We start from the raw sequence: 24020 nt of genomic DNA on the forward strand, positions 1-24020 counted from the left end.
ACTTTGATTTCTTTTGGTATCTCAGGCCGCTGGCGGACCGAGAGGGTGGGTGACGGATAAGCGAATCACCCCACATTCCCGAAAAACCGCCAGCCCGCCTGGCGGTTTTTTTTTTCGCCAGGCGCCAGGCCCCGAACACCGCGCGCGAGGCGCGTACCGTTGAACCGGAGAACAATGATGGCCCTGCACAACACCGATGATGTCCGAATCCGCGAGCTTAAGGAATTGATGCCGCCCGCGCACCTGCTGCGGGAGTTTCCCTGCGAGGAGCGCATCGCCCACCTGATCTTCAATGCTCGCCAATCGCTGCATCGGATCTTGCATGGCATGGACGACCGGCTCATCGTCGTGATTGGCCCGTGCTCGATCCACGACACACGTGCGGCACTGGAATACGCGCAGCGCCTAGTGGCGCAGCGCAAGCGCTTTGCCGGCGAATTAGAAATCGTGATGCGTGTGTACTTCGAGAAGCCACGCACGACCGTGGGCTGGAAGGGGTTGATCAACGACCCTGACATGGACAACAGCTTCAAGATCAACGACGGATTACGTACCGCGCGCGAACTGCTGGTGCAAATCAACGCGCTCGGGCTGCCGGCCGGCACGGAGTACCTGGACATGATCAGCCCGCAGTACATCGCCGATTTGATCTCGTGGGGCGCGATCGGCGCGCGCACCACCGAATCGCAGGTGCATCGGGAACTGGCCTCCGGATTGTCGTGCCCAGTCGGCTTCAAGAACGGTACCGACGGCAATGTGAAAATCGCGGTCGATGCGATCAAGGCCGCTTCACAGCCGCACCATTTCCTGTCAGTGACCAAAGGCGGTCATTCGGCGATCGTATCGACCGCTGGCAACGAGGACTGTCATGTCATCCTGCGCGGCGGCAAAACCCCGAACTATGATGCGGCAAGCGTCAACGCCGCATGCGCCGCGATCGGCAAGTTGGGGCTGGCTGCGCGATTGATGATCGATGCAAGCCATGCGAATAGCGAAAAGAAGCACGAAAACCAAATTCCGGTCTGCGCGGACATCGGCCGGCAAGTCGCCGCTGGCGACGAGCGCATCGTCGGCGTGATGGTGGAGTCCCATCTGGTCGCAGGACGCCAGGATTTGAAGGACGGCTGCGAGCTAACCTACGGTCAGAGTGTCACCGACGCCTGCATCGGCTGGGACGATAGCGTGATGGTACTCGAAGGACTAGCCGATGCGGTCCGGCAACGGCGCATCGCACGCAGCAGCGGCAATTAACGCGGGCGGCAACGCTGTGACAATGGCGATTGACCGGAGATACCCCCTTACCGGCAACGACGATCAGCCGGCGACAACCACTCACTGGCAATGGCGATCGGCCGGCGATGAGCATTCACCGGCAATGGCGATCGACTGGCGACCACCACTCACCGACAATGGCGATCGACTGGCGACCACCACTCACCAGCAATGGCGATCGACGGCGGTAGCCACTGACGAGTGGACGGAACATGACCGTGCGCCGCAATGGGCTGGCAACACCATGCCGTGACGCCGGCACAAGCGGCCCTTTACGTCCGCTCATGTTGCCACAGCACCTCCGGCTGGCCCGTCGCGTCATTGAGCACGCGGGCCAGGACGAACATCAGGTCCGATAAGCGGTTCACATACTGCCGCAGCGCAGCATCGACGGCTTGTTCATGGCCGAGCGCGACGATCGTGCGCTCGGCCCGCCGGCAAACGGTACGGCACAGATGTGACAACGCAGCCGAGCGCGAGCCGCCGGGCAAGACAAACTCGCGCAACGGCGGCAGTTGCGCATTGAAGTGCTCGAGCCAGCCGTCGAGCCGCGCGACATGCTCGTTGACGATCACCACCTCGCCCGGCATGCATAGTTGCGCACCGACATCGAATAAATCGTGCTGCACCGCAACGAGCACCTCCCGCACACGGGCCGGCAATGCTTCGGCCAGCAGCACGCCCAGCGACGCATTCAGCTCGTCTACGTCGCCGATCGCCGCGATGCGCGTATCGTCCTTGGCCACGCGACTTGCGTCCCCCAGACCGGTGGTACCGTCGTCACCCGTGCGCGTGACGATCTTGCTCAAGCGGTTTCCCATCATGGCTCCTGTGATTGACGAGCGGATCGAAGGCAGTTTGCCGTGTCAGGACAGTTTGCCGTGTCCGCCGCGCATTATAGTGGCGTGTATGCCGCCACGCGGTCTCGTCCGGCGCCCCGCCTTGCGAGGCAAACGGCTTGAGCGATGCACATTGGCTTAAAATAGCAAAACAGTTGACCCGCTTGCATGCCATGCGTTCAGGAGACCACCCCGTGACTCATTCGATTGCGCGTGCCGCCGTGCGCAAGCCCTTCCCCCCTTCACTGCTCGACGCGCTCAAGGGCGCATTCGGCGAGCGCGTTTCGGTCGCCGAAGCGGTGCGCGCGCACCATGGGCGCGACGAGTCGATGTTTGATCCGCAGTGGCCGGATGCAGTCGTCTACGCCCGTACGACGCAGGAGGTCGCGGCCATTGTCGCGCTGTGCGCGCAGTATGAGGTGCCGGTGATTCCGTATGGCAACGGCTCGTCGCTTGAAGGACATCTGCTCGCGGTGCAGGGCGGCGTGACGATCGATCTGTCCGAGATGAACCGCGTGTTGTCGATCGACGCGCACGACCTGACGGCCACCGTGCAAGCCGGCGTGTCGCGCAAGGCGCTCAATGACGCGTTGCGCGGAACGGGCTTATTCTTCCCGATCGACCCCGGCGCCGACGCGAGCATCGGCGGCATGGCCGCCACGCGCGCCTCGGGCACGAACGCGGTCCGCTACGGCACGATGCGCGAGAACGTATTGGGCTTGACGGTGGTGCGGGCCGATGCACGCATCATCCACACGGGCTCGCGCGCGCGCAAGTCGGCGGCGGGCTACGATCTGACACACCTCTTTGTTGGCTCCGAAGGCACGCTTGGCGTGATCACCGACGTCACCGTCCGCCTGTATCCGTTGCCCGAAGCAATTTCCGCGGCCGTGTGCGCATTCCCAAGCATGGGCGACGCCGTGCGCACCGTGATCGAGACGATCCAGCTCGGCGTGCCGGTGGCGCGCGTGGAATTCGTTGACGCGCTCGCGATCCGTGCGATCAACCGCCACTCGAACCTGACGTTGCCGGAGATGCAAACGCTGTTCTTCGAATTCCACGGCAGCGAGACCGGCGTGCGTGAGCAGGCGCAGACGGTGCAGGACATGGCTACGCAACATGGCGGGCAAGGCTTCGAATGGGCCACCCGCCCGGAGGAGCGCAGCCGGTTGTGGAGCGCGCGGCACAGCGCATACTTTGCGATGTTGCAGTTGCGCCCTGGTTGCCGCGCGCTGACCACTGACGTGTGCGTGCCTATCTCGCAGCTGGCTGAATGTGTCGAACAGACAGAGGCGGACCTGAAGCAATCGTCACTGCTGTGCCCGATCGTGGGCCACGTCGGCGACGGCAACTTCCACGTCGCGATGCTGATCGACCCCGCTAGCCCCGCCGAGATTCAGGAGGCGGAGCAGTTGAACCAGCGGATCGTGTCACGCGCGCTGCGCTTTGGCGGCACATGCACCGGCGAGCACGGCATCGGCCTGCACAAGATGGATTTCCTCGTCAACGAGCATGGCGCGGATGCCGTTGACACAATGCGAGCGATCAAGCATGCGCTGGATCCGCGCAATCTGATGAATCCCGGCAAGATCTTCGCCTTTCACGGACCACATTAGACACGTCGCGCGGAGCATGTCATGAACGCTTCAGTCGAACCGTCCCCGGAAGCCATCGCGGCGCGACAACGCGAAGTGGTTCAGGCGCTGACGACGGTGTTGCCCCCACACTGCCTGCTATATCGCGACGAGGATACGGCACCGTACGAATGCGATGGGCTTGCCGCGTATCGGCAGCTGCCACTCGCGGTCGTGCTGCCCGAGACAGAATCGCAAGTGCGGCGTGTGCTGCAGACATGCCACCGGCTCGACGTGCCGGTGGTGCCGCGTGGCGCCGGCACGGGTCTGTCCGGTGGCGCGATGCCGCTGCGCGATGGCATCGTGCTGTCGCTCGCGCGCCTCAGCAAGATCGTCAACATCGATCCCTACGCGCGTACCGCGACGCTCCAGCCCGGTGTGCGCAATCTGGCGATCTCGGAGGCGGCTGCGCCATACGGGCTGTACTACGCGCCTGATCCATCCTCGCAGATCGCCTGCACGATCGGAGGCAATGTCGCCGAGAATGCTGGCGGCGTGCATTGCTTGAAATACGGCTTGACCGTGCATAACGTGCTGCGCGTGCGCGCGGTCACGATGGAGGGCGACCTGGTCGAATTCGGTTCACTGGGGCCGGATTGTGCGGGGCTAGACCTGCTGGCAGTGCTGGTCGGCAGCGAAGGCATGTTTGCCGTCGTCACGGAGGTGACGGTCCGGCTGATCCCGAAGCCGCAAGTGGCGCAGGTCATCATGGCCAGCTTTGATGACGTAGTCAAGGGCGGCGACGCGGCCGCGGCGATCATTGCGGCCGGCATTGTGCCCGCAGGCCTCGGAATAATGGACCAGCTGGCCACGCGCGCGGTGGAAGAATTCGTGCAGGCCGGCTACGACCTGGAGGCGCAGGCTATCCTGCTGTGCGAGTCCGACGGCACGCCCGACGAGGTCGCCAACGAGATTGTGCGCATGACTGCGGTGCTGCGTGCGCACGGCGCGACGCGGATCCAGATCTCGCGCTCGGAGACGGAGCGGCTCAAGTTCTGGTCCGGGCACAAGAATGCCTTTCCGGCCGCGGGGCGTATCTCGCCGGACTACTATTGCATGGACGGTACCGTGCCGCGGCGGGCGATCGGGCCGCTGCTCGCGCGCCTCGCCGAAATGGAAAAGCAATATGGGCTGCGCTGCATGAACGTCTTCCATGCGGGCGACGGCAACATGCGTTCGCTGATCCTATTCAACGGCAACGATCCCGATGAGTGGCGGCGCGCCGAGACATTCGGTACGCACATTCTGGAAACCTGCGTGGGGCTCGGCGGCACAATCGCCGGCGAGCATGGCGTAGGCATCGAGAAGATCGATGCGATGGGCGTGCAATTCTGTGCTGAGGAGCACGATGCGCTCCTCGCGGTTAAGTGCGCGTTCGACCCGCCAGGACTGCTGAATCCGGGCAAGGGCATCCCAACGCGGGCGCGCTGTGCCGAGTACGGCAGGATGCGGAGCCATCAAGGTTTGCTGCCGCATCCCGAGTTGCCAAGGCTCTGACACGATGACGCAGATGCCGCATCCCTACGCGAGCCTGCGCTCGCAGGTCACGCAAGCCAGCGAGCGCGGCATGCCGCTGCAGATTCGCGGTGGTGGCACGAAGTCGTGGTATGGCCAAAATATCGAGGGGGAAGTGCTCGATACGCGCGTGGTAAGCGGCATCGTCGCCTACGATCCAGCCGAACGGCTGATCACCGCGTACTGCGGCACGCCGTTGGCCGACATCGAAGCGACACTGGCTGAACATCGTCAGATGCTCGCATTCGAGCCGCCGCACTTCGGTCGTGGCGCGACGATCGGCGGCTGCATCGCCGCCGGCCTGGCTGGCCCACGCCGTGCCAGCGCGGGCGCGGCGCGCGACTTCGTGCTGGGTGCGTCCGTGATGAACGGACGCGGCGACGTGCTGCGCTTCGGCGGGCGCGTGACGAAGCATGTCGCCGGCTACGATATCGCGCGGCTGATGGCCGGCTCACTCGGCACGCTCGGCCTGCTGCTGGACGTGTCGTTGAAAGTGCTGCCGCGCCCGCATGCAGAGTTGACGCTGAAGTTCGACATGAATGCCACCGACGCGGTACGCAAGCTCAACGAATGGGCCGGCCGGCCGCTACCGCTGACGGCCAGTGCGTGGCGTAACGGCACGCTGGCGTTGCGCCTGGGCGGCGCAGACAGTGCGCTCAAGAGCGCGCGTAACACGCTCGGCGGCGAAGTGATCGACGCGGTGGAGGCCGAGCGTTTCTGGACCGGGCTACGCGAGCAGACCGATGCATTTTTTCGGATGATTCCCGCTGACGCGGCGCTATGGCGCCTATCGCTGCCATCGATCACCGAACCGCTACAATTACCCGGGGTCCAGTTAATGGAATGGGGGGGCGCGCAGCGCTGGTGGGTTACCGATACCGATGCGCAGACGGTGCGCATGGCGGTGCGGCAGGCCGGTGGCCATGCGACGCTGTTTCGCTGCGGTTCACGCTACAATCGTAACGTCGGCGTATTCACTGCGCTGCCATCGCCGCTGATGAGCATTCATCGCCGCCTGAAAGCGGTATTCGACCCGGCACGCATCTTCAATCGTGGCCGGCTCTATCCGGACCTCTGACCGCTGCGATGCAGACCAATCTTGCGGACTTCATTCGCCATACGCCGGACGGCCACGAGGCCCATGCCATCCTGCGTCAATGCGTGCATTGCGGTTTCTGCACGGCGACCTGCCCTACCTATCAAATCCTTGGCGACGAGCTGGACGGCCCGCGCGGGCGCATCTATTTGATCAAGCAAATGCTCGAGGGCGCGCCGGTCACGCAGAGCACGCAGTTGCACCTGGACCGCTGTCTGACGTGCCGCAATTGCGAGACGACTTGTCCGTCCGGCGTGCAGTACGGGCGACTGGCACACATCGGACGCAAGCTCGTCGAGCAAAAGGTGCCGCGCCGCTGGCGCTCGCGGCTCGTACGGCGCCTGCTGGCGAGCTTTCTGCCGAATGCGACACTGTTCACGCCGGCGATGCGGCTCGCACAATATTTGCGCCCGCTGTTGCCCAAGCGACTGCGCGACAAGGTGCCGCCACGGCAACGTCCGCGCGCGTGGCCGACAGCGCGGCACCAGATCAGGATGCTAATGCTGACCGGCTGCGTGCAGCCCGGCATGATGCCCAACATCAACGTAGCGACCGCGCGCGTGCTCGACGCGCTCGGCATCGAGCCGGTCGTGGCCGACGACGCTGGCTGCTGCGGCGCCATCCGGCTGCACTTGGGGTACCACGCGGAAACGCTCGATGACGCACGCCGCAACATCGACGCATGGTGGCCCCACATCGAGCAGGGCGCGGCAGCCGTCGTCATCAATGCCTCCGGGTGCGGCGCGACGATCAAGGAATACGGACACCTGCTGCGCGACGATCCGGCCTACGCCCATAAGGCGGCGCACGTGGCCAGCCTGGCACAAGACCTGGCCGAGCTGCTGCCCCGCTATGAAGCCGAGCTTGCGTCCCGCATCCGCCGGCGCGACATACATACGGTCGCCTACCACCCACCATGCACGCTGCAGCATGGGCAGAAAATTACCGGGCGCGTCGAGCGGCTGCTCCAGGCGCTTGGGTTGGAGGTGCGTGTACCCTCCGACGCGCACCTTTGCTGCGGCTCGGCCGGCACGTACTCGGTGCTGCAGCCGGCGCTGTCCTACACGCTGCGCAACCAGAAGCTTGAACGCTTGTCGGCACTCGAGCCACAGATGATCGTCTCGGCGAACGTGGGCTGCATCGCGCACCTGCAAAGCGGCACGTCAACGCCGGTCGCGCATTGGATCGAACTCGTCGATCGTCTGCTGTCCGATTAAACCCTTCCCCGTTCCACGTCATGCCCACCCTCATTGCGCAACATCTGGACGAAGTCCGCCGACGCATTGCCGCGGTGGCTGCGGCCGCCGGCCGCGATCCGGCGAGCGTACAATTGCTCGCCGTATCCAAAACCTTTCCGGCCGATGCCCTACGCACTGCCCACGCGGCGGGCCAGCAGGCGTTCGGTGAAAACTATGTGCAGGAGGCATTGGATAAAATCGCCGCCCTGCAGCCGTTGCGTGCGTCGCTCGAATGGCATTTCATCGGACCACTGCAGTCGAACAAGACGCGGCCGGTCGCCGAGCAGTTCGACTGGGTGCATTCAATCGATCGACTCAAGATCGCGCACCGGCTGTCCGAGCAACGGCCGGCCCACCTGCCGCCGCTCAATGTCTGCGTGCAGGTAAACGTCAGCGGCGAGGCGTCCAAGAGCGGCGTCGCGCCCGATGAGGTGGCCACGCTGGCGCGTGACGTTGCGGCGCTGCCCCGACTGCGGCTGCGCGGATTGATGTCGATCCCTGAGCCCGTGTCCGGGCTGCACGCGCAGCGCGCGCTGCATCGGCAATTGCGTGAACTATTCGATGCTGTCAATGCGCAAGGCCTCGGCCTCGATACGCTGTCGATGGGCATGTCGGCCGATTTGGACGCGGCCATTCTCGAAGGCGCAACGATCGTGCGGGTCGGCACCGCGATTTTTGGCCCACGAACCTACCCCACTCACGGAACAACATCTCTATGAAAATCGCATTCATCGGCGCAGGCAACATGGCCGCCGCCCTGATCGGTGGGCTGCTCAAGCGTGGCATCCCGGCCGCTGACCTGTACGCCATCGACCCATCGGCCGACGCGCGCACACGCTTGACGCAGCAGCACCCAATACGTACCGGCGAGGCTGCCGACGCGTCGCTCGGCGACTACGATGCCATCGTCATCGCGGTCAAGCCCCAGGTGATGAAAGCCGTGGTCGAATCGCTCGTGCCGTGGTTGCGTGCGCAGCTGATCATCAGCATTGCCGCCGGGATCCGCGCTGCAGACATCGCGCATTGGCTCAACGGCTACCAGCGCGTGATACGCACGATGCCCAATACCCCAGCGCTGATCGGCAGCGGGGTGACCGGCCTGGCAGCGCTGCACGGTGTCGATGATGCCGGCCGGGCACTCGCCGAGCGGGTGCTGCGCGCGGTAGGCGAGGTTGTGTGGTGCGACGACGAATCGAAAATCGATGCGGTGACGGCCATTTCGGGCAGCGGCCCAGCCTACGTGTTCTACTTCATTGAGGCCCTGCAGCGCGCTGCACGCGAACTGGGACTCGATGACGAACAGGCGCGCGCGCTGGCACTCGCCACGTTCACCGGCGCCGCTCAACTGGCCGCACAGTCAGGCGAGCCTGCCAGCGTGCTGCGCGAGCGCGTGACCTCGAAAGGTGGCACAACGGCCGCCGCGCTCGAGTCCTTCGAGGCCGACGGCATCGGCGCGGCGATCGTACGCGGCGCGTTGGCGGCCCACGCCCGGGCGATCCAGATAGGCGACGCGTTCGGCAAGCAATGAACAGGCGCCGCGCGCTCAGTGCCCTGTGCTGGCATAGTGCGCGGCGATGCCGGCGAACAGGATGCCGCCGAGCCAATTGTTGTGCATGAACGCCGCAAAGCACCGCATTCGGTCGCGGTCGCGGATCAACGTGTAGTGGTACGCTGCACAGCCGAGCGCGCCCGCCCATCCGGCCCAGTATGCGATGGACCCGTGCAGCGCATAGCCGATCCACGCATAGATGCTCAGCATCGCTGCGTAGCACAGCATCACGGCCAGCACGTCGAAACGGCCGAACGTCAATGCGGACGTGCGGATGCCGATCTTGATGTCATCATCCCGGTCCACCATCGCGTAGGCCGTATCGTAGGCGACCGACCAGAACACGTTCGCCAGCAGCATCAGCCACGCGAGCGGCGGCACATGGTTCTGGATCGCGGCGAACCCCATCGGGATCCCGAAACCGAACGCAATGCCCAGATAGGCCTGCGGAATCGCGAAAAAGCGCTTCATAAACGGATACGTACCCGCCACGAATAGCGCCGCGACGGATAGCCACTGGGTCAGCGCATTCAGCGGCAGGATCAGCAGGAACGACACCAGCGCAAGCGCGGCCGCCACGACAAGGGCTTTCCATGGGGCGATCTGGCCCGACGTGAGAGGGCGATCCTGTGTGCGCTTCACATGCTTGTCGAAATCCCGATCCGCGTAATCGTTGACCGCGCATCCGGCCGAGCGCATCAGAACTGTGCCAATCGCGAAGATCACCACGATATAGGCGGGTGGACGGCCGTCTGCCGCTACCCATAACGCATTCAGCGTCGGCCACAGCAGCAGCACGCTGCCGATCGGCTTATGCAGCCGCAGCAGGCGGAAATACAACGGCAGGCGCAAGGTTAGCGCGGACATCATGCAGCACTCGGATCGAAACGTCGTGATCCGTTATTCTAGGCGAAAACGCGCGTAGGCCGCCGCTTGCCGCCTGCGCGGCGTAGCCCCCGTGCCAGTTCTCCAGTTGCGCCACGTTCTCCAGGCGTGCCGCATGCCACGCCAGCCTTGCAGCACACGAAGCGGCATGGGACGTATCGAGCGGCAAAACGCCTATCCGGGTGCAACGGTCAATTGACCGCGGCGGGTAGCTCAAGCTTGCGTGTACCGGGTAGCTCGCACGCATGAATCGCATCACAGATCGCATCGATCGCCGGCATCCGCGTGAAGCTCTTGCGCCATGCCAGCACCACGCGCCGGTCCGGCTGCGGCTCGGTAAACGGCACGTAGCTGAGCAGGCCGTTGTCCACGCCGCTCGCATGCGCGCGTACTTCCTGCACCGAGGTGCGCGGCAGCACGGTAATGCCCACGCCGCTGGCCACCATGTGGCGGATCGTCTCCAGCGAGCTGCCCTCGAACGTCTTTTGAATCCCGTCTGCATTTTGCGAAAAGCGCATAAGCTCCGGGCATACGCCCAATACATGGTCCCGAAAGCAATGGCCACTGCCCAACAGCAACATCGTTTCTTGCTTCAGGTCCTCGGCATGGATCGCGCTGCGTCGCTCCCACGGGTGCCCCGCAGGAAGCGCGACCACAAACGGCTCGTCATACAGCGGACGGACCATCAAGCCGGTTTCCGGGAACGGCAGTGCCATGATCGCGACGTCGATCTCACCTTGCTTGAGCAGTTCGATCAGCTTCAGCGTGAAGTTCTCCTGCAGCATCAGCGGCATCTGCGGCACCGTCTCGATCATCTGCTTGACCAGCGCCGGCAGCAAATAGGGGCCGATCGTATAGATCACGCCAAGCCGCAGCGGCCCGACCAGCGGATCCTTGCCTTGCTTGGCGATTTCCTTGATTGCAAGCGTTTGCTCAAGCACACGCTGCGCCTGGGTAACGATCTGCTCACCGATCGGCGTAACGCTGACCTCGCTGGTACCGCGCTCGAAGATCTGAACATTTAGTTCGTCCTCGAGCTTCTTGATCGCGACCGACAACGTCGGCTGGCTGACGAAACATGCCTCCGCGGCCCGGCCAAAATGGCGTTCCCGGGCAACGGCAACAATGTACTTGAGTTCGGTGAGCGTCATTATCGACTAATCGAGGCGATACTTTCGATAGATTTTCTCTTATACGCGTTGCCGGCCCGTTTGCCAAGGGGCCTGTACGCACCCTCGCCGGCACGGCCGATCCGCCTTCACACCTTCACACCTTCACACCTTCGCGCCTTCACGCCTTCACGCCTTTCGCACTTTCGCACTTTCGCACTTTCGCACTTTCGCACTTTCGTGCTTTCGTGCTTTCGTGCTTTCGTGCTTTCGTGCTTTCGTGCCTTACACTTTTCACGCCTTCAAGTACTGCTCGCGGCTGCCGAGCCAACGAGCCAAATGCGCGGCGGCGACCTGCGGATACTCGCTCAGCAGCCGCTCGGCCGCACGCCGTGCCGGCTCGATCAGCCAAGCATCCTGCTCGATATCTGCAAAGCGCAGCATCGCTGCGCCGGATTGCCGCGCGCCGAGGAATTCTCCGGGGCCGCGAATCTCCAGATCCCGACGCGCGATTTCAAAACCGTCCGTGGTCTCGCGCATCGTACGCAGTCGTTCGCGCGCCGCCAACGACAGCGGGCTGGCGTACATCAGCAGGCACACCGACGACTGGCTGCCCCGGCCAACCCGGCCGCGTAATTGGTGCAATTGCGCGAGACCGAAGCGCTCCGCGTGCTCGACTACCATCAACGACGCATTGGGCACATCAACGCCGACCTCGATCACCGTGGTCGCTACCAGCAAATGGATCTCGTTGCGGGTAAAGCGCGCCATCACGTCGGCCTTGTCGGCTGCCGCCAGGCGACCATGCACCAGTCCCACCTGCAACTGCGGCAGCGCGGCGACGAGCGTCTCATAGGTGTCCACGGCAGTCTGCAATTGCAGCGCCTCGCTCTCCTCGATCAACGGGCACACCCAGTACACCTGGCGTCCAGCCAGTGCGGCCTCGCGCACGCGGGCAATCACTTCATCGCGACGCGCATCCGATACCAGCTTGGTGAGCACCGGCGTGCGCCCCGGTGGTAACTCGTCGATCGTGGACACGTCCAGGTCCGCGTAGTACGTCATCGCGAGCGTGCGCGGAATCGGTGTCGCAGACATCATCAATTGATGCGGCTGGAACCCCGACACCGCGGCTTCAGCCTGCGCCTTCGCGCGCAGTGCAAGCCGCTGTTCGACGCCAAAGCGGTGCTGCTCGTCCACGATCACCAAACCCAACCGAGCGAATTTCACTGCCTCCTGAATCATCGCATGCGTGCCGATCACCAGCGGCGCATCGCCGCTGGCCACCGCCTCCAGTGCGGCGCGCTTGTCGCGCGCCTTCAGGCTGCCGGCCAGCCACGCCGTGCGCACACCAAGCGGCTCGAGCCAGCCGCGCAGTTTGCGCGCATGTTGCTCGGCCAGCAACTCAGTGGGGGCCATCAGCGCCGCCTGATAGCCGGCATCGATCGCCTGCGCCGCCGCCAGCGCGGCGACCACTGTCTTGCCGCTGCCCACGTCCCCCTGCAGCAGCCGCTGCATCGGATGCGCCGCGGCCAGGTCCGCCGCAATTTGCTCGCTGGCCCGCTGCTGCGCGCCGGTCAACTGGAACGGCAGCGCGGCATGCAGCCGCGTGACGAGCGCGTCGCGATCGGCGGCGGGACGACGCGCCATCGCCGGTGCGGCGCGCAAGCGCCGCTCGTCATGCGCGCGCTTGAGCGACAATTGCTGCGCGAGCAACTCGTCGAATTTGATCCGTAACCACGCCGGATGAGTCCGATCCATTAGGGCGGCCTCATCCGCATCCGCACGCGGGTGATGCAGCGTGCGCACCGCATCGGCCAGCGACGGCACCCCAAGCGGGGCCAGGAACGCGTCGGCGATCCGCGGCGGCAGCAACTCCGGCAATGGCGTGCGTTGCAGCGCGTTGTCGATCGCGCGGCGCAAATACGCCTGCGACACGCCGGCTGTGCTCGAGTACACAGGCGTCAACGCGTCGGGCAACGGCGTGTCGTCTTCAACCACGCGGTATACCGGATGGACCATTTCCATCCCGAAGAAGCCCCCTCGCACGTCACCACGCACGCGCAAGCGCGCGCCAGAGGCGAGTTGCCGGGCCTGGGAGCCCCAAAAGTTCAAAAACCGCAGCATCAGCACATCGCCATGCTCGTCGCGCAGCCGCACCAGCATCTGGCGGCGTGGCCGATAGGTGATCTCGTTGTCCACCACTTCGCCCTGGACCTGCGCGGTCATGCCTGGCAGCAGTTGGCCAATCGGCGTCAGCGTCGTCTCGTCCTCGTAGCGCATCGGCAAATGCAGCACTAAGTCGATGTCGCGCACCAGCCCCAACCGGGCCAGTTTGTCGCTCGGCCTAACACCCGACTTGCCGGCGGACTGGGTCGTCGCCTTAGCGACGGGTTTGGCCGAAGCCTCAGTAGCAGGTTTGGCCGAAGCCCCGTTAGCAGGTTGGGCTGAAGCCCCGGTGGCAGGTTTGGCTGAAGCCCCGGTGGCAGATGGGGCTGAAACCTCGGTAGCAGGTTCGGCCGGGTCCTGCGCAGTGGCCCCCGTCGGCGCCTTGCCGGCGGGCTGGGTCGAAACCTTGCCAGCGGGCTGAATGGCGGGATTGCCGGCAGCTTGGGCCGCCGTGTCATCAGCGGCTTGGAGCGCAGCCTCGTCGCCGGCCATGGCCGCCGGGGGGCGCTTGTGTGCCGACGGCCCGGCGGCGGCGCGCTCGGGCGTAGCGGCACCGCCTGCGGTGGCATCGCCAGGTACGGCGTCAGGTTCACCTGATCGCGGTAACACCAACTGCGGATGACGGGACAAAGGCATCGGGCTATCGCAAGTACAATATCGATTTTATTGGCACGGCCCTGCATTGTGCATCAGGGTAGCGCGGTTGCGCGAGCGTGCCGTTGCGCTACCCGGTCCCCTGTCATGTACGCGCTATCCGATTTCGATTTCGATCTGCCCCCTGAGCTGATCGCACAACATGCGTTGCCCGAGCGCAGCGCGAGCCGCCTGCTCGAAGTCACGCCGAGCGGTGCCCTGCTGGACCGCCGTTTCGGTGAACTGCCGGCTTGCATCGAGCCCGGCGACCTGCTGGTGTTCAACGACACGAAAGTGCTCAAAGCCCGCTTCGACGGGGTCAAGGCGAGCGGCGGACGCGTCGAGGTACTGATCGAGCGCGTGACCGGTCCGCGCACCGCGCTCGCGCAAATCCGTGCAAGCAAGCGCCCCGCGCCGGGTTCGACAATTCGGCTCGCGGACGCCTTCGAGGTGACCGTCGGCGAGCGCGTCGAGCCATTTCATACGCTGCATTTCCCGCACGATTGCATCGAATTGATTGACCGGCATGGTCGGTTGCCGCTACCGCCCTACATCGAGCATACTCCCGACACGTATGACGAGGCACGTTATCAAACCGTGTTCGCGACGACGCCGGGCGCGGTCGCGGCGCCCACCGCCGGCTTGCACTTCGATGCGCCAACACTGGCCGCGCTGGACGTGCGCGGCGTACGCCGCGCGACGTTGACGCTGCACGTGGGTGCCGGCACGTTCCAGCCGGTGCGCACCGACGACATTGCGCAGCACAAGATGCACAGCGAGTGGTACCACATCCCGCCGACGCTCGTCGAGGCCATCGAGGCCACGCGGGCTGCGGGACGCTCAGTAATCGCGGTCGGCACGACGTCGATGCGCGCACTGGAGGCGGCAGCTCGCGATGCCGAGCGCGATGGCCGTGAGCTGCGTGCGGTCCGTGCCGAGACGGACATCTTCATTACGCCCGGTTACCAGTTCCGCGTCATCGACCGGCTCGTGACGAACTTTCATTTGCCGAAGTCGACGCTGCTCATGCTGGTGTCCGCGTTCGCCGGTGTCGAGCCGATCCGCCGCGCGTACCGCCACGCGATCGCGCAACGCTACCGTTTTTTCAGCTACGGCGACGCGATGCTGCTCACACGGGCCGCGTCCGCCGCACAGCGATGACCCGGCATCGCCACCCGCGCTCGCCGTCATCGCGCACCGCCCCTGAGCCCGCCCTAAACCCATCATGTTGAAATTTGACCTCTTGCGCACCGATGGCCTCGCACGGCGCGGCCGACTGACGCTAAACCACGGCACGATCGACACACCGATCTTTATGCCGGTCGGCACCTATGGCACGGTTAAGGCCGTGGCACCACGCGAACTTGAGGACATCCGCGCGCAGATCATCCTGGGCAACACGTTTCATCTATGGCTGCGCCCAGGACTCGACACGATCACCGCGCATGGCGGCTTGCACCGCTTCATGGGCTGGCAACGGCCGATCCTGACCGACTCCGGCGGCTTCCAGGTGTTCTCGCTCGGCGAGCTGCGCAAAATCACCGAGGATGGCGTGACGTTCGCGTCGCCGATCAACGGCGACCGGCTGTTCCTGTCGCCCGAGGTGTCGATGCAGGTGCAAAAGGTGCTGAACTCCGACATCGTGATGCAATTCGACGAGTGCACCCCGTACGCGACCGATGGCGTGCCCACCTCGCATGATGCCGCGGCACGCTCGATGCAGATGTCGCTGCGCTGGGCCAAACGCTCGCTCAACGAATTCAGGCGCCTTGCCAATCCAAACGCGCTGTTCGGCATCGTGCAGGGTGGCATGTACGAAGCACTGCGCGATGAATCGCTCGCGGGACTGTCGGACCTCGGCTTTGACGGCTACGCGATTGGCGGCCTATCAGTCGGCGAACCAAAGGAAGACATGCTGCGCGTGCTGCAGCACATCGGCCCCAGGCTGCCGGTCGACAAGCCGCACTATCTAATGGGGGTTGGCACGCCGGAGGACCTGGTGGTCGGCGTGGCCGCCGGCATCGACATGTTCGACTGCGTGATGCCCACGCGCAACGCGCGCAACGGCTGGCTATTCACGCGGTTCGGTGACCTAAAGATCCGCAATGCGATGCACCGCAATGACACGCGGCCGCTGGACGAAAGCTGCGCCTGCCATACGTGCCGCCACTTTTCGCGCGCGTACCTGCATCACCTGCATCGCGTCGGTGAAATTCTCGGCGCGCAACTGAACACGATCCACAATCTGCATTACTATCTAAACTTAATGCAGGAGATCCGCGATGCCATCGAGGCGGGAACGTTCAACGCGTTCGTGACCCGCTTTCACGCGGACCGCGCACGCGGCGTCGAATAGCGGCTCACGCGCGCTTACGCAGGAGCCGGGCATCGCAGCACCGGATCCGGCGCTGCCCCCGTGGGCGCGATGCTGGCGCTGGTGCGCCCAATTGGCGGCGCGGCGCAGGCAGAGGTCGCGCAGCGATGCTGCACAAGCTCGCGCACCACGTCGGCGATGTCGACTGACAAGCGTTGCAGCGCACGCCGATGACCGGCCACCAGCGCATCATAGCCGGCCGCAACGGGCTCCTCGATCGTGCTGTGGCATGTCACGGGCGCCCCGTCGGGCAACGCACGCACACTCCACGTCGCCTCCACGCCGGCGTGTGCACCGGGCGCCGATTCGAAGCGCTGCACGTTAACGTGGATCCGGAACACCGGCGAAGTGGCCGGATGCGGCGTGCGATAGACATCGATCGCGCCGAGCGTACGACTCAGTTCGTCGGACAGCGCGCGGCCCACCTCGTCGGACAACGGCGCGCTCCACCGCTCGTGCTCGAGCAACTCCACCTGGCCCGGCCCGGTCGTGACGACGAATTGGGAGCGAGCCACTTGCTGCGGCACGTCAACCGGCATTAACTCGATATAAAACTTTGCTGGCGCCGCACGCGGCGCCCCGCGTGCCTGTCCCGCCAGCGTATAGAAGCGATCGGGCACTACACTGCCACACGCGCTCACAAGCAACGCCGCCGTGCACAGGACGGCAAGCGGCGCGATGTGTGCGGTGCAGCGCCGCGAAGATCGGCACGACTTCATGGTTGATCCCTCCCCTTGCCGCGCAGCAGCGATTCAGGATGACGTTCGAGATAGTCCGACAGCGTACTGAGCGACTGCAGCGTACGAGTTAGCTGTTGCAGCGCCTGGCGCACGTCGGTCTGCAGCGGCGAGTCCTGTTGCAGCGACGACTGTGCAGCATGGAACGTTTGCTGCGCCGTGCTCAACGTGTCCTTGGCCTGCGGCGCAAGCTGTGTATCAAGTTGCTTAAACAAGCTGTCCGCGTTCTTCAGGGTGCTGTTCAAGCGCGTGCCGATCTCGTCGAACGGCACCTTGTCGAGCTTCTTCGCAATGTCGGCCACCTGCAGTTGCAGTTCGTCCAGCGTATTGGGCACGGTCGGCAACTCGATCGGCGAGCGGCTCATGTTCACCTTAGCCGGCGGCGCATTCGGGAAAAGGTCCAGCGCGACGTATAACTGGCTGGTGATCAGGTTGCCAGTGCGCAACTGGGCCCGCAGCCCCGATTTCACCAGGCTCTCGATCATCGTCGCGCGCGCTCGCACGCCGCCGGTGCGCGCTGCTTCGCGCACGCGCGGCCCGAGCCGGTCCGGATACAGCTCGACGGTCACCGGCATCAAGAACGCGTGCTTCACCGGATCGTAATCGATGCCGATCGAGCGCACCTGGCCCAGCACGATGCCGCGGAAATCAACTGGCGCGCCGACCGACAGGCCACGCAGCGACTGATTGAAGTTCAGCACGAACGACACCGCCTCGCCGTCCGACGCCCGCATCGCATCGGCCTCATCGCTCGCCAGGCGGAAATGGGCGTCATTGCGCGCTTGTGTGCCCACCGGCTCGCTCGGCGGCGATTGGAACGCGATGCCACCAATCACCATGGCTGCCAGCGATTGCGTATTGAGCTTAAAGCCGCCTGAATCGAGCCGCAGGTCGACGCCGCTCGCATGCCACCAGCGCGTGTTCTCACCGACGTACTGATCATAGGGCGCATTGACGAATACTTGCATCGTCACGCCGGTGCCATTCGGGTCGAGACTGTAGCCCACCACCTGCCCGACCTGCACGCGCCGATAGAATACCGGCGAGCCAATATCAACCGACCCCAGGCTATCGCCGTGCAGCACGAATTGGTGCCCGCTCTGATCACGCGTGATCGGCGGCGGCTGTTCGAGTCCAAGGAACTGCTTGCGCGTTTCCCGCGACCGGCCCGCATCCACTCCAATATAGGCGCCCGAGAGCAGCGTGTTCAGCCCCGATACGCCGCTGGCCGCCACGCGCGGCCGTACGACCCAGAAGCGCGTGTCGTCAACGGCGAAATCCTCGGCCTGCTTGGTCAACTCGACGGTCACGAGCACGGTGGCCAGGTCCTTGGACAGCGTAATGGTCTTCACTGCGCCGATCACCACGTCTTTGTATTTAACCTGCGTCTTGCCCGGCTCGAGCCCTTCGGCCGTCCTGAATGTGATAGTGATCATCGGCCCGCGCTCCAGCACCGTCTTCACGAACAGCGACACGCCGACCAGCGCGGCGATCAGCGGCACTACCCAGACCAGCGACGGCAGCCAGCGGCTCCTGCGCTGCACGACCGGCTCCGGCAAATGCGGCGGCACGCCACCGTCAGCAGCCCCAAGAAGGCCGCCCGGCTCCGCCTCCGGCGAGCCGGCCTCGGTGGCGCTGTTTTTGTTATTCATGTTCCTTTCCTGACGATTCGATGTTGTCCCAGATCAGGCGGGGATCGAATTGCATTGAGGCGATCATCGTGAGTACGACGACCACGCCAAACGCAACCGCACCGGGTCCAGCGGTCATTTCCGCGAGCGAGCGGAAGCGCACCAGCGCGACGGTCAGCGTGATGACAAAGATATCCAGCATCGACCAGCGGCCGATCGCCTCGACGCCGCGATACAGCCGCGTGCGCTGCAACGGCCGCCATCTCAAACCGGTTTGGGCCGTGACGGCCAACAGCGTCAGCACAGCGAGCTTGAGCATCGGCACGAGGATGCTCGCCACGAATACGATCACGGCCAGCGGCCAGTCGCCAGAGGTCCAGAAATAGACGACGCCAGACATGATCGTATCGTCCTGCGAGCCAAGCAACGACGACGTATGCATCACCGGCAACAGGTTCGCCGGCACGTACATGATCGCTGCGGCCATTAAGAACGCGTACGTGCGCGCAATTGAATCCGGCTTGCGCACGTGCAGCGTCGCGCCGCAACGCGCACAGCACTGCCTCTCGCCGGTGCGCACCAACGGCGACACCAGCCCGCACGCATGGCACGCCACCAGGCCGGCGCGCCGCGCGCTTGGATAGCTCGTGCGCGGCGCGCTCATGGATGCCTCGCCGCGCGGCTGCACGTGGTGGCGCCTTCGTCGAGTCGGTCCGCGACGTCCCATAGCACACGGGGATCGAACGTCACCACTGATGCGATCATCAGCGTCAGCGCACCGAACGCGAACAGCGCTGCTTCCGGGCGCATCTCCGCCAGGCTCGATAGCTTGACTAGCGCGACGAGCATGCCGAGCATGAATACCTCGATCATGCCCCACGGCCGGATCCACTGGATCATCCGCAACAACTCGTCGAACGCATACGGGCGAATGCCGGCGCGCAACGAGAACAGCAAGTAGAGCAGCGCACACAATTCGGCGAGCGGAAACAGCGTCGTGGAGCACAGCACGAGCACCGCGATCACCTGGCTGTTTTCGGCCCACAGCGCAGCAATCGCAGCGGCCAGCGTGGTCTGCGTGACGATCCCGTTGGTCTCCAACTGAACGATCGGCGCGGCCTGCGCGATGACAAACGTGATCAGCGCGGCAAGCGTCATTGCGGTTACTCGGTCCAGCCGCCCGGACAGGCCACGATACAGCACTGCGCCACAACGAGCGCAGCGCGCGACTGTGCCCGGGTGCAGTGCGCGCTTGTAATGCAGCGCGTCGCACTGGTGACACGCAATCAGCTCGGTAGGGTCCATACGGGTTCGACGGTTCCGGTAAGCGCCACACGGCGGTCCATCTTAGCAAAGCATAGCGCCAGCGTTGCCTCGTTTAGCGTGAGGATGGATTCGAGCAAATACTACTGCATTGTTTCCTACGACGAGAGCCTGACTTTCATGCCATCCGCTGACGTCGCATTGGCAGTTGCGATACGGTGACGGCCTAGGCTCAAACGCGGATGATGCGGCGCCGATGCCAAGGCCAGCTTCAACCGCGCTGACTTCGGGTTGGACTATGGCAAGTCCTACAGCTTCAATATGCAGACCACGCTCTAGATCCAAATCGAAGGCATCAAGCAATAGTAAACGCGGCCGGGTGAGCGGCTTGAACCGCGTCGCGCGCAGCCGATGCGGCATCGCAAGGCGGACCCTGGCCCACCTTTTTAACGGTTGAAATCCGACGGCGTTACCGTTAAGGTGAGGTGCACGCAGGCACCGGCGCCAAAAAATCATTGTGCGTGCAACGATCAGGCGACGGCATTCGTCAACGCAGTCATAGAATAAGGGACTCGCATGGGTGCATCTGTCTCGTTGTCGTCCGTCACCCCGGCTGTGCAGCCGAAGGTTTGGCGCGCAGTGGCCGCCGCCTCGATCGGCAACGCACTCGAATGGTTCGATCTAGTCGCCTACGGCTTCTTTGCCGTCGTCATCTCCCGGCAATTCTTCCCGGCCGGCAACGACACGATATCGTTGCTGCTCACCTTGGGCACGTTCGGCGTATCGTTCTTCATGCGGCCGCTGGGCGCTATCGTGCTCGGTGCTTATGCGGATCGCGCCGGCCGCCGGGCCGCGCTGTCGCTGACGATCTTGCTGATGATGGCCGGCACGCTGATCATCGCGGTGCTACCCAATTACGCGACCATCGGGCTGGCCGCGCCGCTGATCCTAGTCATCGCACGATTGCTGCAAGGCTTTTCCGCCGGCGGCGAGTTCGGCAGCGCCACCGCGTTCCTGGCTGAGCATATGCCGCAGCGCCGTGGCTTTTTCTCTAGTTGGCAAGTCGCCAGCCAGGGGCTCACGACGCTGCTCGCAGCCAGCTTCGGCGTCGTGCTCAATAGCAACCTGTCACCCGCGCAAATGGATGCATGGGGCTGGCGGATCCCGTTTTTCTTCGGGCTATTGATTGGGCCGGTCGCATGGTATATCCGCAAGCGCGTCGATGAGACACCCGAGTTCGTTGCGGCCGAGATGTCGAGCAAGACCACGTTGACACCCGTGCGCGATACCCTCGCGACGCAGAAAGAGCGTTTGCTGATCGCCATCGGCGTGGTGATTCTGGCCACCGTGTCGACATATGTCGTGCTGTTCATGCCGACCTTCGCGGTGAAGCAGCTCGGCCTGCCGGCGTCGGCGTCGTTCGCCGCGATCGTGTTGACCGGCATGATCCAGCTGGTCGTGTCGCCCCTAGTGGGCCACTGGTCCGACCGGCACGGCCGTATCGGCATCATGCTCGCGTCGGCGATCGCGATCCTCGTGCTGATCTACCCTGCGTTTGCGACGCTGGTCTCGCATCCAACCTTAGCGACGCTGCTGGTCGTGCAGATCATCTTCGGTTTTTTTGATGAGCGGCTATTTCGCCACGCTGCCCGGGTTGCTGTCGGAGATTTTTCCCGGTCAGCACCCGCACGACCGGGCTGTCGCTGTCGTACAACATCGCTGTGACGATCTTCGGCGGCTTTGCACCGTTCATCATCTCATGGTTGATCGCATCGACTGGCACCAAGGTGGCGCCCGGCTTCTACATGATCTTTGCGGCCGCGATCAGCATCGTCGCGCTGTTCGCGTGCTCTGCGGCTCGCGGTGCGCTGAACGCGCGAGCTGATTGCAGCGGTTGCAGCAATTGTAGCGGCTGGCCGGTCTGAGCCGTCACGGGCCGGCCAGTCACGGGCCGGCCAACCGCCACAGAGCGGCGAGCGCGGCTACACCTGCGCGCCGGCGTTCGGATCGCTGGGGTCGTGCCCCGACTTCTTTTCCTTTGATCAGGTCTTCGCGCTTAACGCCGAGCCACATCGCCAGCGCCGCTGCGACGAACGACGAATAGATGCCGAACAAAATGCCGATGGTCAGCGCCAGCGCGAAATAGTGCAACGTCAGCCCGCCGAACAAGAGCATCGACAACACCATCATCTGCGTCGAGCCGTGCGTGATGATTGTACGCGACATCGTGCTTGTAATCGCATGATTGATAACCTCGGTGACCGTCATCTTGCGCTCGCGCCGAAACGTCTCGCGAATCCGATCGAAAATGACGACCGACTCGTTGACCGAATAGCCGAGCACTGCGAGCACCGCGGCCAGCACCGATAGCGAAAACTCCCATTGGAAGAACGCAAAGAAACCCAGGATGATCACGACATCGTGCAGGTTCGCGATGATCCCGGCGATCGCATATTTCCATTCGAAGCGGAACGACAGATAGATCACGATGCCCACGAGACTACGCACCGGCGAGCGCGCAAGCAACCCGTCGGTCGCAAGCTCCTTGCCCACCTGCGGCCCGACAAAACTCCACGCGTTGCAGCTTGATCTGCGCATCCAGCCCGTTCAGCGCGGCCATCACCTGATCGCTTTGCTGCGCCGACGACAGCCCCCCCTTCAACGGCAGTCGAAATCAGCACATCACGCGACGTGCCAAAGGTCTGTACCTGCGCATCGGCATAGCCGATCTTGTCTAGCGCGCCGCGGATCGGGTCGACTTGCGCGGCTTGCGGCGTGTGGATTTCTAGCACGGTGCCGCCGTAAAATTCCGACGACAAATGCAAACCACGATGCAGCAGGAAGAACACCGCGAGCAGGAACGTCACGAGCGAGATCACGTTGAAGATCAACCGCCCGCTGCATGAACGGAATGTCTTTGCGAATCCGGAAAAATTCCATGAGGGTCTCCGAGCGTGGTCAGCGGGACTGGCCCGGCTTAGTCAGCGCATCACGTTGCGGTGTGCGCTCCGATGAGGGCGCATCGCCGGGCCGTGGCACGCTGGCGCATTGCGCCGTACCGCGCGCTTCGGTTCCGTGCGCTTGGCGCCCGGGGTGCGCGGCAGCGCCTGCGCCGCGCCAGCCGCTCCTTGCTGAGCAGACTCGGCATACGCGGCCGGCGTGCCTTCCGGACGCCATACCTGACCAATGGCCAGCGACTTGAGCTTCTTCTTGCCACCGTACCACAGGTTCACCAGCCCACGCGCGAAAAACACGGCGGAGAACATCGATGTCAGAATGCCGATGCAGTGCACGACCGCAAAGCCGCGCACCGGCCCGGAGCCGAACGCGAGCAGCGCCAGCCCGGCGATCAGCGTCGTGACGTTCGAATCCAGGATTGTCGCCCATGCATGCGAGAAGCCATTCTGGATCGCCAGTTGCGCAGGCGCGCCGCGACGCAGCTCTTCGCGAATGCGCTCGTTAATCAGCACGTTGGCGTCGATCGCCATGCCCAATGCCAGCGCGATCGCCGCGATGCCGGGCAATGTCAGCGTCGCCTGCATCATCGACAGCACCGCGACGAGCAGCAGCAGGTTCACCGACAACGCAATCACCGAGATGAGTCCGAACAGCATGTAGTACGCGATCATGAACACCGCGATCGCGACGAACCCGTACTGCACCGAGTCGAAACCCTTTTTGATGTTGTCCGCGCCCAGGCTCGGTCCGATCGTGCGTTCCTCGATGATCTCCATCGGCGCGGCCAGCGAGCCGGCGCGCAGCAACAGCGCGAGATCCGTTGCCGCCTGTGGCGTCGCTGGCCGGTGATCTGGAAGTTTTCGCCAAGCTCGGACTGGATCGTCCCACACCGTCAGCACCTCGCCCTTGTTCTTCTCGAACAGCACGATCGCCATCGGCTTGCCGATGTGTCGCGCGACACGTCGCGCAGCACCCGTCCGCCGGCGCATCGAGGCGGATCTTCACAGCCGGACGCTGGTGCTCGTCGAAACCGGCCGACGCGTCGGTGATCCGGTCCCATCTCGGCCAGCGTGGTCTCCCATTCGCCCTGCGGTGCTTCGTACGCTTGATGCGCGAAT

19 protein-coding genes and 2 pseudogenes are annotated in these 24020 nt (G+C 64.2%); 11 read left to right on the top strand and 10 right to left on the bottom strand.

Annotation, left to right across the window (positions count from 1 at the left end):
* Positions 1 to 177 precede the first annotated feature (177 nt).
* Entirely contained in the window at positions 178 to 1251 is a 1074-nt protein-coding gene (gene aroG, locus IHE30_RS10805; RefSeq protein ID WP_337690494.1) for a 3-deoxy-7-phosphoheptulonate synthase AroG, read from the top strand.
* Positions 1252 to 1273: 22 nt separating this feature from the next.
* Entirely contained in the window at positions 1274 to 1525 is a 252-nt protein-coding gene (locus IHE30_RS10810; RefSeq protein WP_337690496.1) for a hypothetical protein, read from the top strand.
* A 19-nt stretch (positions 1526 to 1544) separates the two neighbouring features.
* Here IHE30_RS10810 and IHE30_RS10815 read toward each other — a convergent pair whose 3' ends face one another.
* Positions 1545 to 2096: a cob(I)yrinic acid a,c-diamide adenosyltransferase gene (locus IHE30_RS10815; protein WP_337690497.1), complete on the bottom strand. Its 552-nt coding sequence runs from the start codon at positions 2094 to 2096 to the stop codon at positions 1545 to 1547.
* A 188-nt stretch (positions 2097 to 2284) separates the two neighbouring features.
* Here IHE30_RS10815 and IHE30_RS10820 point away from each other — a divergent pair, with 188 nt between their 5' ends.
* Genes IHE30_RS10820 through proC form a run of 6 tightly spaced genes read left to right on the top strand, consistent with a single transcriptional unit; the run spans position 2285 to position 9122 of the window.
* Positions 2285 to 3727: an FAD-binding oxidoreductase gene (locus IHE30_RS10820; protein WP_337690498.1), complete on the top strand. Its 1443-nt coding sequence runs from the start codon at positions 2285 to 2287 to the stop codon at positions 3725 to 3727.
* A gap of 21 nt (positions 3728 to 3748) precedes the next feature.
* Positions 3749 to 5242: an FAD-linked oxidase C-terminal domain-containing protein gene (locus IHE30_RS10825; protein WP_337690500.1), complete on the top strand. Its 1494-nt coding sequence runs from the start codon at positions 3749 to 3751 to the stop codon at positions 5240 to 5242.
* Between the two features lie 13 nt (positions 5243 to 5255).
* Complete coding sequence (gene glcE / locus IHE30_RS10830) at positions 5256 to 6338, top strand: glycolate oxidase subunit GlcE (RefSeq protein WP_337690560.1); 1083 nt, start codon at positions 5256 to 5258, stop codon at positions 6336 to 6338.
* Between the two features lie 8 nt (positions 6339 to 6346).
* Positions 6347 to 7573, top strand: coding sequence for a glycolate oxidase subunit GlcF (glcF, locus tag IHE30_RS10835; protein ID WP_337690502.1), 1227 nt, complete (start codon positions 6347 to 6349; stop codon positions 7571 to 7573).
* 20 nt (positions 7574 to 7593) lie between these two features.
* On the top strand, positions 7594 to 8313 hold the full coding sequence (locus tag IHE30_RS10840) for a YggS family pyridoxal phosphate-dependent enzyme (protein ID WP_337690503.1): 720 nt from the start codon (positions 7594 to 7596) through the stop codon (positions 8311 to 8313).
* Positions 8310 to 9122: a pyrroline-5-carboxylate reductase gene (proC, locus tag IHE30_RS10845; RefSeq protein WP_337690506.1), complete on the top strand. Its 813-nt coding sequence runs from the start codon at positions 8310 to 8312 to the stop codon at positions 9120 to 9122. Before IHE30_RS10840 ends, proC begins: the two co-directional genes overlap by 4 nt.
* 15 nt (positions 9123 to 9137) lie before the next feature.
* On the opposite strand, the gene ubiA is transcribed toward proC, so the two are convergent.
* From ubiA to recG, 3 genes are all read right to left on the bottom strand, one after another.
* On the bottom strand, positions 9138 to 10010 hold the full coding sequence (ubiA, locus tag IHE30_RS10850; RefSeq protein ID WP_337690561.1) for a 4-hydroxybenzoate octaprenyltransferase: 873 nt from the start codon (positions 10008 to 10010) through the stop codon (positions 9138 to 9140).
* A gap of 209 nt (positions 10011 to 10219) precedes the next feature.
* Positions 10220 to 11179: a hydrogen peroxide-inducible genes activator gene (locus tag IHE30_RS10855; RefSeq protein WP_337690508.1), complete on the bottom strand. Its 960-nt coding sequence runs from the start codon at positions 11177 to 11179 to the stop codon at positions 10220 to 10222.
* Positions 11180 to 11431: 252 nt separating this feature from the next.
* Entirely contained in the window at positions 11432 to 13942 is a 2511-nt protein-coding gene (gene recG / locus IHE30_RS10860) for an ATP-dependent DNA helicase RecG (RefSeq protein WP_337690510.1), read from the bottom strand.
* 105 nt (positions 13943 to 14047) lie between these two features.
* Here recG and queA point away from each other — a divergent pair, with 105 nt between their 5' ends.
* Positions 14048 to 15100 (top strand): tRNA preQ1(34) S-adenosylmethionine ribosyltransferase-isomerase QueA, encoded by a 1053-nt coding sequence (queA, locus tag IHE30_RS10865; protein ID WP_337690512.1) that lies wholly within the window; start codon positions 14048 to 14050, stop codon positions 15098 to 15100.
* Positions 15101 to 15164: 64 nt separating this feature from the next.
* A complete protein-coding gene (gene tgt, locus IHE30_RS10870) occupies positions 15165 to 16295 on the top strand; it encodes a tRNA guanosine(34) transglycosylase Tgt (protein WP_337690513.1) in 1131 nt (376 codons plus the stop codon).
* 14 nt (positions 16296 to 16309) lie between these two features.
* Here tgt and IHE30_RS10875 read toward each other — a convergent pair whose 3' ends face one another.
* Genes IHE30_RS10875 through IHE30_RS10890 form a run of 4 tightly spaced genes read right to left on the bottom strand, consistent with a single transcriptional unit; the run spans position 16310 to position 19986 of the window.
* Positions 16310 to 17032 (bottom strand): PqiC family protein, encoded by a 723-nt coding sequence (locus IHE30_RS10875; protein WP_337690514.1) that lies wholly within the window; start codon positions 17030 to 17032, stop codon positions 16310 to 16312.
* The gene (locus tag IHE30_RS10880; protein ID WP_337690515.1) at positions 17029 to 18702 is read right to left on the bottom strand and encodes a PqiB family protein; all 1674 of its coding nucleotides are present in this window, start codon (positions 18700 to 18702) and stop codon (positions 17029 to 17031) included. Before IHE30_RS10880 ends, IHE30_RS10875 begins: the two co-directional genes overlap by 4 nt.
* Positions 18695 to 19345 carry a paraquat-inducible protein A gene (locus IHE30_RS10885; protein WP_337690518.1) on the bottom strand — a complete coding sequence of 217 codons (651 nt, stop codon included), beginning with the start codon at positions 19343 to 19345 and terminating at the stop codon, positions 18695 to 18697. The genes IHE30_RS10880 and IHE30_RS10885 overlap by 8 nt, the downstream gene beginning before the upstream one ends.
* Positions 19342 to 19986, bottom strand: a complete 645-nt coding sequence (locus IHE30_RS10890; protein ID WP_337690520.1) for a paraquat-inducible protein A — start codon at positions 19984 to 19986, stop codon at positions 19342 to 19344. Before IHE30_RS10890 ends, IHE30_RS10885 begins: the two co-directional genes overlap by 4 nt.
* Positions 19987 to 20520: 534 nt before the next feature.
* Between IHE30_RS10890 and IHE30_RS10895 the strand changes: the two are divergent.
* A pseudogene (locus tag IHE30_RS10895) lies at positions 20521 to 21869 on the top strand (MFS transporter).
* Between the two features lie 57 nt (positions 21870 to 21926).
* On the opposite strand, the pseudogene secF reads toward IHE30_RS10895, so the two are convergent.
* Both secF and secD read right to left on the bottom strand, forming a co-directional pair.
* Positions 21927 to 22884: pseudogene (secF, locus tag IHE30_RS10900) on the bottom strand (protein translocase subunit SecF).
* A gap of 41 nt (positions 22885 to 22925) precedes the next feature.
* A complete protein-coding gene (gene secD, locus IHE30_RS10905; protein WP_337690522.1) occupies positions 22926 to 23891 on the bottom strand; it encodes a protein translocase subunit SecD in 966 nt (321 codons plus the stop codon).
* Positions 23892 to 24020 lie beyond the last annotated feature (129 nt).

The organism is Mycetohabitans sp. B46, from assembly GCF_037389205.1.
Taxonomy (GTDB): Bacteria; Pseudomonadota; Gammaproteobacteria; order Burkholderiales; family Burkholderiaceae; genus Mycetohabitans.